The 16,274-nt window shown below is 37.7% G+C and carries 13 protein-coding genes and 1 tRNA gene; 10 read left to right on the top strand and 4 right to left on the bottom strand.

Annotated features, from left to right (window positions below):
• Positions 1-268 precede the first annotated feature (268 nt).
• From Q4D72_RS10610 to sufD, 5 genes are all read left to right on the top strand, one after another.
• On the top strand, positions 269-1,030 hold the full coding sequence (locus tag Q4D72_RS10610; protein WP_303077838.1) for a DUF6261 family protein: 762 nt from the start codon (positions 269-271) through the stop codon (positions 1,028-1,030).
• A gap of 152 nt (positions 1,031-1,182) precedes the next feature.
• On the top strand, positions 1,183-2,265 hold the full coding sequence (locus tag Q4D72_RS10605; RefSeq protein WP_303077837.1) for a bifunctional 3-deoxy-7-phosphoheptulonate synthase/chorismate mutase type II: 1,083 nt from the start codon (positions 1,183-1,185) through the stop codon (positions 2,263-2,265).
• A 111-nt stretch (positions 2,266-2,376) separates the two neighbouring features.
• Positions 2,377-3,219 carry a phosphatase PAP2 family protein gene (locus tag Q4D72_RS10600; protein WP_303077836.1) on the top strand — a complete coding sequence of 281 codons (843 nt, stop codon included), beginning with the start codon at positions 2,377-2,379 and terminating at the stop codon, positions 3,217-3,219.
• Positions 3,200-4,741: a phosphoethanolamine--lipid A transferase EptA gene (gene eptA, locus Q4D72_RS10595; RefSeq protein WP_303077835.1), complete on the top strand. Its 1,542-nt coding sequence runs from the start codon at positions 3,200-3,202 to the stop codon at positions 4,739-4,741. The genes Q4D72_RS10600 and eptA overlap by 20 nt, the downstream gene beginning before the upstream one ends.
• Positions 4,742-4,929: 188 nt before the next feature.
• A complete protein-coding gene (gene sufD, locus Q4D72_RS10590) occupies positions 4,930-6,219 on the top strand; it encodes a Fe-S cluster assembly protein SufD (RefSeq protein ID WP_303077834.1) in 1,290 nt (429 codons plus the stop codon).
• A 69-nt stretch (positions 6,220-6,288) separates the two neighbouring features.
• Here sufD and Q4D72_RS10585 read toward each other — a convergent pair whose 3' ends face one another.
• Together Q4D72_RS10585 and Q4D72_RS10580 are read right to left on the bottom strand one after the other, a co-directional pair.
• Complete coding sequence (locus Q4D72_RS10585) at positions 6,289-7,260, bottom strand: glycoside hydrolase family 130 protein (RefSeq protein ID WP_303077833.1); 972 nt, start codon at positions 7,258-7,260, stop codon at positions 6,289-6,291.
• Between the two features lie 88 nt (positions 7,261-7,348).
• Positions 7,349-8,473: a DegT/DnrJ/EryC1/StrS aminotransferase family protein gene (locus Q4D72_RS10580; protein ID WP_303077832.1), complete on the bottom strand. Its 1,125-nt coding sequence runs from the start codon at positions 8,471-8,473 to the stop codon at positions 7,349-7,351.
• A 214-nt stretch (positions 8,474-8,687) separates the two neighbouring features.
• Between Q4D72_RS10580 and Q4D72_RS10575 the strand changes: the two genes are divergently transcribed.
• The 5 genes from Q4D72_RS10575 (at position 8,688) to Q4D72_RS10555 (ending at position 13,003) form a co-directional block, all read left to right on the top strand.
• Positions 8,688-9,914, top strand: coding sequence for a 3-deoxy-D-manno-octulosonic acid transferase (locus tag Q4D72_RS10575; protein ID WP_303077839.1), 1,227 nt, complete (start codon positions 8,688-8,690; stop codon positions 9,912-9,914).
• A 144-nt stretch (positions 9,915-10,058) separates the two neighbouring features.
• Positions 10,059-10,132: transfer RNA gene (locus tag Q4D72_RS10570), tRNA-Asn, on the top strand.
• A 107-nt stretch (positions 10,133-10,239) separates the two neighbouring features.
• The gene (locus tag Q4D72_RS10565; RefSeq protein ID WP_303077831.1) at positions 10,240-11,100 is read left to right on the top strand and encodes a hypothetical protein; all 861 of its coding nucleotides are present in this window, start codon (positions 10,240-10,242) and stop codon (positions 11,098-11,100) included.
• Between the two features lie 198 nt (positions 11,101-11,298).
• A complete protein-coding gene (locus Q4D72_RS10560) occupies positions 11,299-11,562 on the top strand; it encodes a helix-turn-helix domain-containing protein (RefSeq protein WP_303077830.1) in 264 nt (87 codons plus the stop codon).
• A gap of 73 nt (positions 11,563-11,635) precedes the next feature.
• Positions 11,636-13,003: a primase-helicase family protein gene (locus Q4D72_RS10555; RefSeq protein ID WP_303077829.1), complete on the top strand. Its 1,368-nt coding sequence runs from the start codon at positions 11,636-11,638 to the stop codon at positions 13,001-13,003.
• A 64-nt stretch (positions 13,004-13,067) separates the two neighbouring features.
• Here Q4D72_RS10555 and Q4D72_RS10550 read toward each other — a convergent pair whose 3' ends face one another.
• Positions 13,068-15,260 (bottom strand): hypothetical protein, encoded by a 2,193-nt coding sequence (locus Q4D72_RS10550; protein ID WP_303077828.1) that lies wholly within the window; start codon positions 15,258-15,260, stop codon positions 13,068-13,070.
• A gap of 28 nt (positions 15,261-15,288) precedes the next feature.
• Positions 15,289-16,274 (bottom strand): tetratricopeptide repeat protein (locus Q4D72_RS10545; protein WP_303077827.1); only part of this gene is annotated, 986 nt, incomplete at its 5' end.

Genomic DNA, 16,274 nt, shown 5'->3' with positions numbered 1-16,274 from the left:
ATACTTAAACTATCGGATAGTTTACCAATATAACAATAAGCATATACTTAAACTATCGGATAGTTTACCAATATGACAACTGACAACTATATAAAAATTAAAAATAATATAAGCACAATATTACTATTAGCTAAAAAACACTAAAAAATATAAGAATTAAAAAAATAATCGCTTTATTAAAAATAAAAATCGCCATTTGCTTGCATAGTAAAAAAATTATTGTACCTTTGCCTTGTGAACAGATTTAACAATCGCAAAACGCACAGATATGAAAAAAATTACAGACATTAAAAGCATTAACTTAGAGAAACTAAGCAGTGGTGAATATGCTCAGTTTATGGAACGGGTCATAAACCTTGCAAAAAAGGCTACCCTTGAAAAGTTATACATTGAAGAGGCGCTGATTACTGCCATTGAGCAAAAACTTGCTTTGCTTACGGAAATCATCGGTCAGAGCTACACCAGTCAGGAGACTAAAAAACTGACCGACCTTGACAATGAGCGCAAAAAATTGGTATCATTCTTGCTGTCAGCCTTCCGACTGGAACGCAACAGCATTGATGAAAACCGAAAGGCGGCAGCAACTGTGCTTTACAACATCAGTAAAAATCAAAAAAACATTAACAAACTGCCTGTTAATCAAAAAACACAGTTTATCAATGCAATGATTAATGACCTTTCCAAGCCGGAATACAAACCACTGGTACGCACCTTGGGGCTTACCAAAACTGTGGAGGTTTTAGAGGCTACCAATCAGGAATACAAACAGCTATCAGACGGACGTGCCGAGAGCCAAGTTGCCAACCGATTGATTAGTTTCAGAGAGCTTCGGAAGGAGACCAATCCGCTGTACAGAGACCTATCGAAGTATGCCTTCGCTGCCCATCTGTTGCACGAAACCCCCGAGACTGCCAACTTTGTGAGCCTGCTTAACAAACTGATAAGCGATACCATTGCGGCTAATAAACAGCGATTGGGTCAGCTTGCATCAAATAAAAATATGGGCAGTACAGAGGGAGTTAAACTATAGGAAAAGAACATTCCCTCTACCCCCTTCAAAGGGGGATTTAGAACGTGTTAAAAGGGATATAAGTAGCGCGCAACACTTTTGTCAAAGTTTGTAACTTTGACAAAGGTAAGAGAAAACAGCTTATTAAAAACAGGAAAATACATATACTATTGATGCAAATAACAACCGAAAATAAAGAATGGCTAATGAGCTTGGGCTTATCGCATCCCTTAGTGATTGCAGGTCCGTGTAGTGCCGAGACCGAAGAGCAGGTGCTGAAAACGGCACATCAGCTGAAAGACACCGATGTAACTTATTTCCGTGCCGGCATCTGGAAGCCACGCACGCGTCCGGGTATGTTCGAGGGCGTTGGTGCATTGGGCTTGAAGTGGTTACAGCAGGTAAAACAAGAAACCGGAATGAAGCTCGCCACTGAAGTAGCTAATAAAGACCACGTTAAACTTGCCCTTGAACACGATATTGATATGTTGTGGATAGGTGCGCGTTCCACCGTGAGTCCGTTTATCATTCAGGAAATTGCCGATGAATTGGAAGGAACCGATAAGATAGTCCTTATCAAAAATCCTGTCAATCCCGACCTTCCGCTTTGGATTGGTGCTATTGAGCGATTGCTACGAGCCGATATCAAGAATATCGGGGTGATTCACCGCGGGTTTTCTACCTACGAGAAAAGCAAGTACCGAAACATTCCGGAGTGGCAGATAGCCATTGAATTACAGCACAAGTTCCCGGAATTGGTTTTGATATGCGACCCTTCGCACATTACCGGAAAGCGCGATATGGTGTTCGACGTTTCACAGACAGCCCTTGACCTAAACTTTGACGGACTAATGATAGAAACGCATATCACCCCCGAACAAGCGTGGAGTGATGCCCCCCAGCAGGTTACCCCCCAAAAGTTGATTGAGATTATGAGCCAACTGCAAGTGCGGAAGCAAACCACTTCGGAGGAGGACTACCAGAGCAGGCTCGGAGAACTGCGCTCAATGATTGATGTGCTTGATGAACAATTGTTGGATATGTTGAAGAAACGTATGTCGCTATCCGATGATATCGGTAGGCTTAAACGCGAAAAGAACGTTGCCGTGCTTCAAAACTCACGTTGGTATGCGCTTTTAGGAAAGATGATACTTGAAGGGCAGCAAAGAGGGTTGAGTGAGGAGTTTATCACGCATATCTTTAAGTCTATTCACCAAGAATCTATCAACCGACAGGAAAAAATATTAAAAAACTAACCACCAATTGAGAAAGTTACCAACTTGCATCTACCCAAAATTAGTGCAAATGGTAACTTCTCCCGTATAAAACAGGTTCTAATTTATATCATTAACAATGTGTACCGGCTAATGAATACGAAAGTTACTGAAAATTACGCTAAAATAAAGCCAATTCTTCTGCTGATCCCGATAAGTATCCTTGTGGGAATGGCTGTCTTGTTGTTTACTAACGGAAACCTCAGCACACTTGGGTATGTGGAGTTTCAGCAGGAATCGTTCTTTACACTCAACGCCAAGCTATCGCAGTTTCCGGCTTTGGAATACAACCTTACGCAACTGGGTGATGCTTTTATTGCCTTGTCGCTACTGAGTATTTTTATAAGCTATGCCCCCAAAATATGGGAAGCCTTACTGACGGGTTCATCACTATCGCTCTTATTTTCAAAAGGATTGAAAGAGTTTTTTGATATTCCGCGCCCTGTTACTATCTTCGGTGAGGAGCAGGTTCATATCATTGGAGAGACCTTGGTAGGCTATTCAAGTCTGCCTTCAGGTCATTCCATTACCATATTCACAACCCTTACGGTGCTTATGTATGCATTCGTGGGTAGCTTGCATAAATCGCCAATGGTTCGTAATCTGGCTGTTTTGGGGCTGGTAGCCGTAGGCTTTTTTGTAGCGCTATCACGCGTGGGGGTTGGTGCGCATCACCCGCTTGATGTGCTTACGGGTTGTTGCCTTGGCTATACATCGGCAGTTTTAGGGATTTGGATAACAAACCGATACCCGATTTTCAAATGGGTAGGACATAAAAATGCACGTCCTTTCTTCGCATTGCTATTTATAGGGAGTTTGGCTTTTTTGGGTAAGAAGATAGCCAAAGAGAACCTAATGATATACTACTTTCCGCTGATAAGCCTGCTGGCTTCCTTATATCTAATCGTAAAAAGTTATGTTAAAAAAGTTCATTGATACCATCTCCGGCGAAGTTAGTTTGCTTCGGTTCGTGCTGATACTAAGCATACTGAATTTTGCCTTATTCCATTACCCCTTTTTTGGGTTTGTTCTTGAAAATATCAACTACAAGAGCTTTAACGGCGCACTCTTGATTATAAGTTTGCTGGTATTGGTTATCGTTGCCAATGCCTTTGCTTTTTATTTGTTGGTGTACCTTTCAAGGCGCATAGGCAAAGTGATACTCGCATTGTTATTCATTATCAGCTCCATAGCCGTATACTTCATCAATACGTATAGCATTATTGTTGATGAGAGTATGATTGGCAATGTACTTAACACGAACTATGAAGAGTCGAGTAGCTTTTTTTCGTGGAAGCTGGTGGCGTACGTAATTTTCTTGGGCTTGCTTCCTGCCATATACATAGTAAGGGCAAAAGTTATCAAGCCTGCCTTTAAGCGCTTTGCCCGCAATATGGGTCTGACCCTGCTGTTTATGGTGCTGATGGTTGTCATCAATGCCGGCAATGTGCTTTGGATTGATAAACATTCAAAGTATTTGGGAGGTTTGGTAATGCCGTGGTCGTACATTGTGAATACGTCGCTGTTTTATGTACATAAACATCAGGCAAATCGGGAGGAAATACGGCTTCCGGATGCTACAATTAAAGATGATGAGAAGGCGGTGTTTGTTTTGGTAATCGGTGAGTCTGCCCGAATGCAAAACTTTTCACTCTACGGATACCCAAAAAATACCAACCCCCTACTGGCACAGACCGACAACCTATTTCATTTCCCTGCCAGCTCGTGTGCTACGTACACTACTGCGGGCGTGAAGTGCATTTTGGAACACGAGAACACCGGCGACCTCTATGAGATACTGCCTAATTACCTCCACCGAAACGATGTGGAAGTAATCTGGCGCACGACTAACTCCGGAGAACCACCGGTTCATATAGCCAAGTATCAAGATGGCTCGTACCTGCGGGAAAAGTGCCAAGGTGAAAGTTGCCAATATGATGAGATTTTACTAGCGGGACTAAAAGAAGAGATTCTAAGCAGTACAAAACCAAAAGTTCTGGTAATCTTACACACGAGCACCAGCCACGGACCTACCTACAATAAGAAGTATCCGCCACGCTTTGAAGCATTCACGCCCGTTTGTACCAGTGTGGAACTTGCCCAGTGCACCCAAGAGGAGCTTATCAATGCATACGACAATACGATAGTCTATACCGATTATCTACTGCATCAAACCATTGAAGTTTTAAGGGACATACCTGAGTATCGTTCGGCAATGTTGTATGTATCTGACCACGGGGAGTCGCTTGGCGAGAAGAACCTCTATATGCACGGGCTACCAATGAGCATCGCTCCCAAAGAACAGTATGAAATCCCATTCATCGTGTGGCTTAACGACAGTAATAAAAATGTAAAACAGCTCACGGAAGCAACGCAACATCATGTATTTCACAGCGTGCTGAACTTCCTATCGGTTGAAAGCCCTGTATATAAAGAAGAAATGAACATATTTAAGTGATTCGTTTAGCTGATTTAACGTCGTTTTGCGGTGTGTTAGTAAAACAAAAATATCCTTTTTGGAATTACGGCCCTAAAAACGATAATATTTCACGTATTTTTTTTACATTTGCGCCTTGGTTCTTTTGGTTGTACTTCGTTGCGCCAAAAGCAACCTGATTAAGAATCACAAACTGAAAAAATTTAAAGATGAATTTACAAGAAAAATGGTTGTCTTCCTTTGAAAATAAGGCAGATGTATTACAAAATAGCCGCGAAGAAGCCATTGCGGTTTTCAAAGAAAAGGGCTTCCCTACCCGCAAAGACGAAGCGTGGAAATTCACCTCGCTTTCGGCTTTATTGAAAAATGATTTTTCAATTAAAGGAGAACAAACAACGGTGAGTTTGGAGCAAATCCGTGGCTTTTTCACAGATGAAAACAGTTATAAATTCGTGTTTATCAACGGATTTTTCAGTAAAGAACTTTCTGACGCGAATATCACCGAATTTATGGTGTCGCCACTTGCTGAAATTTTACAGTCAAACGACGCTCCTGAGTTTATCGGTAATTATTTCAACAAAGAAACCCGTAAAAACGATGTTTTCACAGCTCTAAACACAGCTTTTACCCACGACGGAATTTGTATCTATATAGCTAAAAATAAAGCAATTGAAAAACCGATAGAACTACTTTATATCGCTACCGATACAAAAATGGGTGCCACCTGTTACCAACCTCACAATATTATTGAGGTGGGTGAAAATGCCCAAGTACGCATCATTGAAAGACATCAAAACATCTCTGAAAACGCCGTTTTAACCAATGCCGTTACCGAAATTTTCGTGAGAAAAAGCGCTATTTTGGACTATTACAAAATCCAAAATGACCATTTAAACGCTTCATTGATTGACAATACTTACATTTCACAGGAGGAAAATTCCAACGCGTCAGTGCACACTTTTTCGTTTGGGGGTAACCTGACACGAAACAACCTCAACTTCCTTCATCACGGCGAGCATTTGGAATCTACCTTAAAAGGCATTAGCATTCTTTCCGGTACGCAGCACGTTGATAATTATACACTTGTAAATCACGCCCAACCCAACTGCGAAAGCCATCAGGATTACAAAGCCATTTTGTGCGACCAAAGTTCGGGAGTATTTAACGGGAAAATTATGGTTGAAAAAATTGCTCAAAAAACCAATGCTTACCAGCAGAACGACACCATTTTACTATCGGAAAAAGCGACCATCAACACCAAACCGCAGCTCGAAATATTTGCCGATGACGTAAAATGCTCACACGGATGTACAGTGGGCGAACTCAATAAAGAAGCATTGTTTTATTTGCAAACACGGGGCATTCCGAAAAAATCGGGTGAGGCACTTTTAACTTATGCCTTTGCCAACACGGTTTTAGAAAGCGTTAAAATACCCGCATTGGAAGAAAAAGTAAGTGAAATGATTTCCCAAAAACTGGGTGTAAACATCTCAATGTAAAGGAAATAAATTAATACAAAAAGGGAAAAGCGCAAAAACACTTTTCCCTTTTTTGTTGGATTTAAAACCCTACAAACTATTTTCTTTCGTGAATTTGATGATTTCGGAAATATGCCCGAATGCCACGCCCACCACTGTATCGGCTGCACCGTAATACACCGCCACTTTGTCTTCTTCAAGTGAATGCAACGCCGCACACGGGAAAACCACATTCGGAACATCGCCCGTTAGTTCGTAAAGCTCGGCAGGAGCCAAAAGATACGGCTGCGTACGGTATTTCACCTTGCTCGGGTCGTTTTCGTCCAAAATGGCACTTCCCATTGAATAGCGATACCCGTTGGCAGTACGAATCACACCGTGATAAAACATCAACCATCCTTCGGGCGTTTTAAAAGGCACGGTTCCCGCCCCGATTTTAAGGCATTGCCACGCACTGTCTTCAAACGGCGTTACTTTCATCACGCAACGATGCTCGCCCCAATATTTCATATCCGGACTATAACTGATATAAATATCACCGAATGGTGTATGTCCGTTATCGCTTGGGCGTGAAAGCATTGCGTATTTTCCGTTTATCTTTTCAGGAAACAATACGCCGTTTCGGTTGAAAGGCAAGAAGGCATTTTCACACTGAAAAAACTCCTTAAAATCAAAGGTGTAGGCAATTCCGATGGTGGGGCCGTGATAGCCGTTGCACCACGTTATCCAGTAGCGGTCGTCAATCCACGCCACACGAGGGTCGTATTTGTAATCCGAATCAATCATCGAGGTATTTCCTTCTTTCATTACGATGGGTTCGTGATTGATTTCCCAATGGATTCCGTCTTTGCTGAATCCCGCGAAAATGTTCATTTGCACGGCTTTATTGTCGCAACGGAAAACCCCCGCAAATCCGTCACCGAAAGGCACTACGGCACTGTTGAAAATACTGTTTGAAGTCGGGATATCATACCGACCGATAATCGGATTTTGGCTGTATCGCCACATCACATCTGTACAGCCTTCGGGGCGTTGTTGCCAAGGCATTTTTGTCTTACTCATTTTTATTTTGTTATTTCTTCTATTAATCTAATTTTGAATAATTTGAATTGATTTTTATTGAATTTAAAATATCCTTAAAATTAAAATCTTAAACAGTTTCATTAATTATTTTGGTAATGAAATCGATTTGTTCGTCGTCCAATTCGGTGTGCATCGGAAGCGAAATTACTTCATTAACCAATTGATTTGTAATCGAAAAATCGGCTTCATTGTAACGCGTATCGGCATAGGCTTTTTGTGCGTGCAATGGAATCGGGTAATAAATCCCGAACGGAACGCCATTTTCAGTAAATTTCTGTGCCAAAACATCGCGTTTTCCGTTTAAAATCCGTAAAGTATATTGATGAAAAACGTGGTCGTAACTCTCTCTTATAAAAGGAGTTACTACATTCTGATTATTTTTAAGTCTGTCTGAATATTTTTTTGCGGCTTCTTGGCGTTTTTGGTTGTAAGTGTTCAAATGTGGTAATTTTGCCCGAAGCACGGCAGCCTGCAACGAGTCCAAACGCGAGTTTACGCCCACCACATCGTGATGGTAACGCACATACATCCCGTGGTTTACGATTCCTCGCAAGGTATGAGCCAACGCATCGTCATTGGTGAAAATCGCTCCGCCGTCACCATAACAGCCCAAGTTTTTTGATGGGAAGAATGAAGTTGCCCCCACGTGCCCGATGGTTCCTACTTTTTGTTTTCGTCCGTCTTTCCACGTGAAATCTGCCCCGATAGCTTGTGCATTATCTTCAATCACAAATAAATTATGTTCGTTTGCGATTTTCATAATCTCTTCCATATCAGCAGGTTGCCCAAATAAATGCACCGGAACAATCGCTTTTGTTTTGGGGGTGATGGCTTTTTTTATCGCTTCAATATTAATATTAAATGTATCGTCATACACATCAACCAAAACAGGGGTAAGATTCAGCAAGGCAATTACTTCAACGGTAGCGGCGAAAGTAAAATCGGCAGTGATGACCTCGTCACCGGGTTTTAGCCCGAGCCCCATCATCGCAATTTGCAGTGCATCAGTTCCGTTGGCACACGGAATAACGTGTTTTACGCCCAAATAATTTTCCATTTCTTTTTGAAACGAATGTACTTGCGGACCGTTAATGAACGCCGTACTTTCTAAAATTTCGGTAAACGAAGCCTGCACTTCGTTTTTAATCTCTTGATACTGACCCGATAGGTCAACCATTTGTATTTTTTTCATTTTTTATATTTTAAATCGCTTGCAAAAACTTAAAAACGATTCATTTGCTCGCGATGTTTTTCTTGTATATTTATCTGTTAATCAGACTTCTATTTCAATAAACAGAAATCGGAAACGAAAAAATAATTCCGTATGGAAAAATATCTCGCAAAAATAATGAACAAATTTGAATAAATGTCTATTTTAGCCCAAAAATAATTTCAAGATGAAAGCCATATACACCTTATCTATATATATAATCGGTTTTTTACTCAAAATCATAGCGTTATTCAACAAAAAAATACGACTTTTTGTAAACGGACGCAAAAATGTGTTTGATTTTTTGAAAAAAAATATTCGGAAAAATGAAAATTATGTTTGGGTGCATACGGCATCGTTGGGCGAGTTTGAGCAAGGGCTTCCGGTGATTCAATCGCTCAAAGCACGAGGCGAAAAAATTATCGTAACTTTCTTTTCTCCATCGGGTTACGAAGTGAAAAAGAACAGCCCCGATGCGGATATTATCACGTATTTACCGCTCGATACGCCCGAAAACGCCCGAAAATTCATCGAAACGGTTAATCCGTCGATGGCAATTTTTGTAAAATACGAATTTTGGATTCATTACCTTGAAGAACTAAAACGACGGCAAATAAAAACGTTTCTCCTTTCGGGAATTTTTCGCGAAAATCAGATTTTTTTCAAATGGTACGGCAAGCTGATGCGTGATTGTTTGCATTCGTTTACGCATTTTTTTGTTCAGAATGAGCGTTCGGAAAAATTATTGCAATCCATTGGTTTTGAGAACATAACTGTGAGTGGCGACACGCGTTTTGACCGTGTCTCTGAAATTTTGAAAAGGGATAATTCGCTGAGTTTCATTGAGGAATTTAAGGGAGATTCGCTTTGTGTTGTTTTCGGAAGTTCGTGGGAAAGCGACGAGGCGATTTACTTGCAGTATATCAATTATTTAGAAGAAAAAAACGTGAAATTTATCATCGCTCCGCACAATGTGAAGCCTGAGCAAGTGGATACGTTCTGTCGGAAAATTTCCCGAAAAACGGTATTTTTTTCGGATAAGGAAGGAAAAAACTTAGCTGATTATGAAGTTTTTATTCTGGATACTATCGGAATTTTGACCAAAGTGTACAGCTATGCCGATATTGCGTATGTGGGCGGCGGAATGGGAAATAGCGGTCTGCACAACGTTTTAGAACCGGCGGTTTTTGGCATTCCGGTGATTATCGGTAAGAACTACGAAAAATTTTCGGAAGCGGTAAGTTTGGTGGAAAAAGGTGGCGTAATTTCGGTTTCTGATGCGAATCAGTTTGAAAAAACGATGACAATTTTAGTTGCAGATGCCTATAAACGTAAAAAAATGGGTACTATAAACGCTGAATTTATTGCTGAAAATTGCGGTGCTACTCAAAAATTTTTACACAAAGCAATCAATTCCGACTGAAAACAAGTAAAAAACACAATTTATAACACATTGAAAATCAATAAAAACATAAATTTTAACATTTTTTAACCATATTTTTTTAACAAAATTATTGCAGGAATAAAAAAAAGTAGTACCTTTGCACCGCAATCAAGAAAACAACATTCCTCCTTAGCTCAGTTGGTTAGAGCATCTGACTGTTAATCAGAGGGTCACTGGTTCAAGTCCAGTAGGGGGAGCAAAGAAAATCAAGCACTTACAAATTAATTGTAGGTGCTTTTTCTTTTTGGGTAACACATAGGTAACACAATTTTAAAAAAACATACCATCAAAAAAAAAACAAATTATGACAACCGATAATCCGTTAGCATATTTTGAAAAGTTATTTACAAAAAATCAGGAAATTTTAAAACAAGAGTTTATAGAAGATTTTCCTAAAGATTTATATAAAGCTTTCTATGTGGATATAGATGAGGATAAATGCAGAATTACGTGTAGTATCACTGATTCTGAAATGGTAAAAATAGAGGAAGAAATCTATGATTTTGAAACCACATTTAAACAAAAAGTGTATGACGAATGTTTAAAATGTAAGGAAATCGTGGATGCAGATATTCTTGACATAACTCACAAAGGTGTAAATCCTCAATATTACAAAGAGGAGTTAGTGGGGAAACTGAAAAAATTTCTTCTCAAAGCAAAAAGAAATTTTAAAGATTATCCTTTTTTAGAGCTATATATCCAAAGTTTTATATCCTACCTCATTCCTAATACTTCCGATATGTCGTTGAACAGCAGTGTTTATGATTCATTTATTTGGATATTGGGAAAAGGAAATGAAAAATTGAGAAAAATCAAAAAATTACATCGACTTCTTGTTGAAAAATCATTCATTGAGGCTGATGAACAAGAATTTATAAATGCTTTTACAGGTAAAGAAATAACCCAAGGCATCTGTTGGCTACTAAAATCCAAAAATAAAGGAATTTCAAAAGCAAGTGTTTTTGATTTTATTGAACAATTAGAGCAAAAAGAGTATATTCAAAATATTGACCCTTTTGATTTTGGAAGAAAAATAGAGTATGTTTTTAGGAAAAATGATGCTGCACCCTTTGAAAATATAAAACAATCGCTTTCTCAATTCAGAAACAAATTCAAAACCTCCGATTATCATAGAGAAATAGAAACAATTATTTCCGAAATATAACTTCAAAATACAAAAAGCAATCTTTACAGGTTGCTTTTTATCTTTACCCTCCTTTAACTTATCTTCATACAAAACACTGAAAATCAAACAATAGTGTTTTTGTTTTACCTTTACCTGACAAGTAAAGGTAAAGTATATATTACACCTTCATACTTCTATCTAAGTTTGCACCATATAACTTTGATATTTGATGAAATTATGAAAAATAAAGATTTAAAATCTCATTCAAAAGAAGTTCTGAATTTTAAAGAAGCCGTAGCTTTATTAGGAATATCTTCCAGTATGTTATACAAACTAACACACAAAAAATCTATTCCGCATTATAAACCTAACGGAAAGCTAATTTACTTTGAAAAATCAGATTTGATAAATTGGATGTTAAGCAACAAAGTATCTTCTGTTAATGAAGAAGAAGTTAATTTACTAAATCACTTAAAAGAAAGGAGGTGTAGAATGATTTGAAAACAAAAATTTTTGGGGAAAATCCCCACTTTACCACTATTAAAAGAGTTATTAATCTAGAAAAACAATAATTATGGAGCAGAAAATTACAACGGCAAATGTCGTTAAATTTTTAGAAAATCTCGGATACAGAAAATTACAATTATCCGAAGGAGCTTACCAATTGGTAAAAATCGAAAATTCCAGCATTTTAAAAATAGCTGATGATACCGATTTAATGCAAGAAGTAAAACAAAAACTTCTTGTAGAGAACAAAGACGAAACAGCTTGGGAGAAGTTTCTGCAAGGTGATTTCATCAATAAAAAAGCCAATTTGGCATTTGATATTATCAAAAATATCAACTTGAATATCAATTCACCTGATACGGCTTACTTCTATTTTAGGAATGGTGCTTTACAGGTTTCTAAAACGGAAATGAAACTGATTCCGTATGAAGACTTAAAAGGCTATTTATTTGAAAGTCAAATCATAAAATTCGATTTAAAAATGCCTGACGAAAATTATCTATACGGAAGTTCAATGTTCAACGCTTTCTTGCAAAATGTTACCAATAAGGATATTGACAGGTACAACCAACTCATTACCAGTATTGGTTATTTGTTACACGGATATAAAGACGCATCTTTTACCAAAGCGGTGATTCTTATTGATGAAAAAATAGATTTTTCAGGAGAGTCTAACGGAGGAACAGGTAAATCTTTGATAGGTAAAGCTATTGCCAAGATGACTAAAACGCTGACAAAGGATGGGAAAAATTTATCTTCGGGGCGATTTTTTTATCAAGATTTGGATTTTACTCACCGAGTGATGAACCTTGATGATGTTAAACGTGATTTTGACTTTGAAATGTTTTATTCGGTGGTTACGGGTGATATGTCCGTAGAACAAAAATACAAAAAAGCCTATACACTTCCTTTTGAATTAAGCCCTAAATTGCTTATTACTTCAAATTATATGGTAATGGGTTCGGGAGGTAATTCTGATGAAAGAAGGAAAATTGAGATTGAAATTACTCCGTATTACAATGAGGAATTTAGCCCAATGGATGATTTTCAATGCCGTTTTTTTGACGATTGGAATCAAGAACAGTGGAACGCTTTTTTTCTTGATATGGCTTTTTATTGCCAAGAATTTTTAAAAAAAGGTATAACCGTCATTCAATCTGTTAATTTACAAGAAAATAAACTAATAAGAAAAACGAGTCCTTCGTTTGTAGCATTTGCCGACAGTCAGTTTATTTTCTCTGATAATCAGGATGAAATCACCAAAGTAAAAGGCATTTTATACACTGATTTTACAACAAAATACCCTACGGAAAGTAAATTTGTTAGTAAAATTCAATTCAAAAAATGGATTGATATTTACGCTCAACACAGAGGTTTAAAGATACATCATTTTGAAAGTAATTCGGACAGCAAAGTTACGTTGAGCAAAACCTAACAGTGGTAAAGTGGCTTTTTGGTTAGAAAAATTTTGGAATAAATCCACCTTTAATCGGGTGGATTTATTTTTTTAATATCTTTAACAAATTACACGCCTCTGTATGCTCACTTTCACAGGCTTTTTCAAACCAACTCAATGCTCTGAACGCTGACGCACTTACACCCTGCCCCAAATGGTACAACATTCCCAAATGAAATTGAGCAGAAATATTTCCTTCTCTGGCTGATTTTTCATACCACTCCAAAGCCTTTTCATACGATTGTCCTGTGCCGATTCCGTTCTCATAACATCTCCCTAAATTATATTGCCCGTGAGGATTTCCGTCTTTAGCGGACGATAAGAAACAATCAAAGGCTTTTTTATACTTTTGTTGTTTATCATAAATTATTCCTAAATTATTTAAGGCGTTACTATTTCCTTGTTTAGCAGATGCTTGTAAATAACTCATTCCTTTGGTTTCATCTGTTGTTAAAACGTTGTCTTGCAAAAGATTCAGATAATGGCGTGCTAAATTCCATTGAGCGGTAGAATTACCTTGTTTAGCTGATTTTTCACCCCAAAGTAACATATTTTCAACTGATTTTGGGATTCCTATACCCTGCTGATAGTGAAAAGCCAATTGATTTTGAGCTTCTGAATGCCCTTGCTCGGCAGCTTTTTTAACCCACACAAAGGATTTTGCATCTGATTTTTTTACTCCCCGACCATACCAATAACAAATCCCCACTTGAAATTGGGCTTCGCTGTTTCCTGTTTCAGCCTTTTTTAATAGCCATTGAAAAGCATCTTCATTAGAAATATGGGCTGATTTTATAGCGTATTTGAGAGCCTCAGAATCTGATTTTGTGACTCCTTTTCCGTTTTCGTAACATTTTGAAAGTTTGAAATAAATATCCGCTTTGCTATAATCAGTTAATGTCCGAATATACCGACTGAATTTAGAACCGTCATATTCTAAAATACTATCTTTCTTACTGTCTTCCAATGTGATATAATACTGTTTTATAGCTTCTTCATATGATTGTCTATACCCCCGTCCGTGATAATACAGGTCGCCTATCTTTTTTGAAGCACTTGGAAGTCCTTTTTCGGCAGATTGATGCAAATATTCCATTCCTAAATTATGGTTCTTTGTATATAAATAGTTTATCGCCAAATTATATAAAGGCACTTCATTATCATCACTTTTGGCACTCTTTTTATACAGTTCAATGGCTTTTTCTTGGGATTTGCTTACGCCTTTCCCCGTATCATAACAAACTCCCAAATTGTTTTGAGCCGATGAATTTCCTTGTTTGGCAGCTTGGGAATACCAATACACGGCATTTCTGTCGGATTGTTTAACACAATCACCATATTTATAACATAACCCCATAAAATTTTGAGCTTCGGCATCTCCTTGTTTGGCGGCTAAATTATACCAATACACCGCTTTTTTTTGCAAAACGGGAAGCCCTCCGAGACCTTTTTGAAAGAAATATCCCAAATAAGCCTGTGCTTTTGGATGCCCTTGTTTGGCAGATTTTTCAATCCAATCTACGGCTTTTTCTACTGACCTTTCGATACCCTGTCCTTTTAGATATGACACACCAATGAAAAATTGAGCTTCAGGATATCCTTGCTCGGCAGTTTTTTGAATAATTTCAAAGGCTTCTTTGTCTGTATTGTCTGTTTTCTCTTCTTCCATAATTTTCCACAAACCAGAGAGAAATTGAGCTTTTAGGCTATTTTGTTCGATAGCTTTTTCAAGCCAACGGTAAGCCGTTTCAGGGTGTTGCTCAACGCCGTAACCATTTCTGTAACAATGAGCTAAATCGATTTGAGCTTCAACAATAGTTTCAGAAGCTTTATTGAGCCAATAGACGTATTTTTCAGGAGATTCTTTAACGCCAAGCCCTTTTTTGTAATGTGTGGCAAGCCGATATTGTGCTTGGGCATCTCCGCTTTCGGCAACTTTTTCCAGCCAAAAAACGCCTTTTTCATTGGATTTTCGGACTTTCTTTCCTTCAAAATAATAGTCGACTAACTGCAATTGTGCTTCCACATTACCGTTTTCGGCTGGTTTTTCCAACCAAAATATAGCTTGCTCGTATGAGCGTTTGACTCCCTTACCGTTGAAATATCGGTGGGAAAGCTCCGTTTGTGCTTCTACATTGCCTTTGTTAGCTTCTTTGATGAGCTTTTTGAGGTTTAGCTTTTGGCTATAACCCGCAAAAGTACAAGTGATTAAAATAAATAGTAGTATTTTTTTCATTGTAATAAAATTAAAATTTAAAAAGAATTTACTTTTTATTTTCACAGTAAGCCTTGAATTCATTTGTATCGAGATAACTACAATGTATTTGGCTAAAATCAAATAGTTCTTGAAAGTCAGGGTCATAAATTTCTATTATTCCATAATTATACCCTTGATAACCAAATTTGTACAGAATCCAATCAAAATGTTTAGGTTGATTTTGGTTTTTAATTACCCATTCAAAAAGCTCTTCTAAATTTTCAGGGATTAAATAATTTTCACCACAACAATCATTATAAGATATCAACCTTTTACCCTGCATTATTGACCTATATTCATTTAAAGAATCACGAAATACCTCTAACGGGGCTTTCAATAAGTCTTGGAAAGTTCGGTAAAACTGAAAAAAGATATAAGAAACTTGATTTTTTTTAACTACCGAAGAACTAAATACTTGGAACTGTTCTTCAAAGTCAGGATTATCCACTTTGTTAAATAATTCTTGATTAGCAGAAAGCCATTCTTGTATAAATTCTGATTTTAAGGGTTCTGCATCTTCCACTTTTCGGATTTGCTCGTAATACGGATTTTTAAAATCAAGGATTTTAGTTTCTTCAAGATATCGAAATGTTTCTATACACCCGTGTTCAAGTGATTTTTTCAACCAAAACAACGCTTTTTCGGTGTCTTTTTCTACACCCAAACCTTCATTATAACAAATGCCCAAATGCAGTTGCCCCAAATAATCTCCTTTTTCGGTAGCAACTTCATACCAATGTAGTACAATTTTCCACGATTCTTGAGTCAAATTTTTAAAATATTTTGGATTAGCTTGAAGAGGAAGATTATCATTGTCATTATAGTCATTTTCTTGTAAATCAGCTTGATGTGACCAATAAACAGCTTGATTGTGGTCATTTTCTTGTTCATATAATAATTCTCCAAGATAGCATTGAGCCCAGTAATGCCCTTGCTTAGCAGATTTTTCATACCATTCAATCGCTTTTTCGCAGTCATTTTTCCAATAATAAT

It is taken from the genome of Capnocytophaga sp., assembly GCF_030532915.1.
GTDB lineage: Bacteria > Bacteroidota > Bacteroidia > Flavobacteriales > Flavobacteriaceae > Capnocytophaga.
Note: the sequence above shows the minus strand (reverse complement) of the source record. Positions and strands in the feature narration are given on the sequence as shown.

What these genes read in the sequence shown, in the direction of transcription:
- Q4D72_RS10610 (WP_303077838.1), top strand. Translation starts at nt 269, where the DNA reads ATGAAAAAAATTACAGACATTAAAAGCATTAACTTAGAGAAACTAAGC.
- Q4D72_RS10605 (WP_303077837.1), top strand. Translation starts at nt 1,183, where the DNA reads ATGCAAATAACAACCGAAAATAAAGAATGGCTAATGAGCTTGGGCTTA.
- Q4D72_RS10600 (WP_303077836.1), top strand. Translation starts at nt 2,377, where the DNA reads ATGAATACGAAAGTTACTGAAAATTACGCTAAAATAAAGCCAATTCTT.
- eptA (WP_303077835.1), top strand. Translation starts at nt 3,200, where the DNA reads ATGTTAAAAAAGTTCATTGATACCATCTCCGGCGAAGTTAGTTTGCTT.
- sufD (WP_303077834.1), top strand. Translation starts at nt 4,930, where the DNA reads ATGAATTTACAAGAAAAATGGTTGTCTTCCTTTGAAAATAAGGCAGAT.
- Q4D72_RS10585 (WP_303077833.1), bottom strand. Translation starts at nt 7,260, where the DNA reads ATGAGTAAGACAAAAATGCCTTGGCAACAACGCCCCGAAGGCTGTACA.
- Q4D72_RS10580 (WP_303077832.1), bottom strand. Translation starts at nt 8,473, where the DNA reads ATGAAAAAAATACAAATGGTTGACCTATCGGGTCAGTATCAAGAGATT.
- Q4D72_RS10565 (WP_303077831.1), top strand. Translation starts at nt 10,240, where the DNA reads ATGACAACCGATAATCCGTTAGCATATTTTGAAAAGTTATTTACAAAA.
- Q4D72_RS10560 (WP_303077830.1), top strand. Translation starts at nt 11,299, where the DNA reads ATGAAAAATAAAGATTTAAAATCTCATTCAAAAGAAGTTCTGAATTTT.
- Q4D72_RS10555 (WP_303077829.1), top strand. Translation starts at nt 11,636, where the DNA reads ATGGAGCAGAAAATTACAACGGCAAATGTCGTTAAATTTTTAGAAAAT.
- Q4D72_RS10550 (WP_303077828.1), bottom strand. Translation starts at nt 15,260, where the DNA reads ATGAAAAAAATACTACTATTTATTTTAATCACTTGTACTTTTGCGGGT.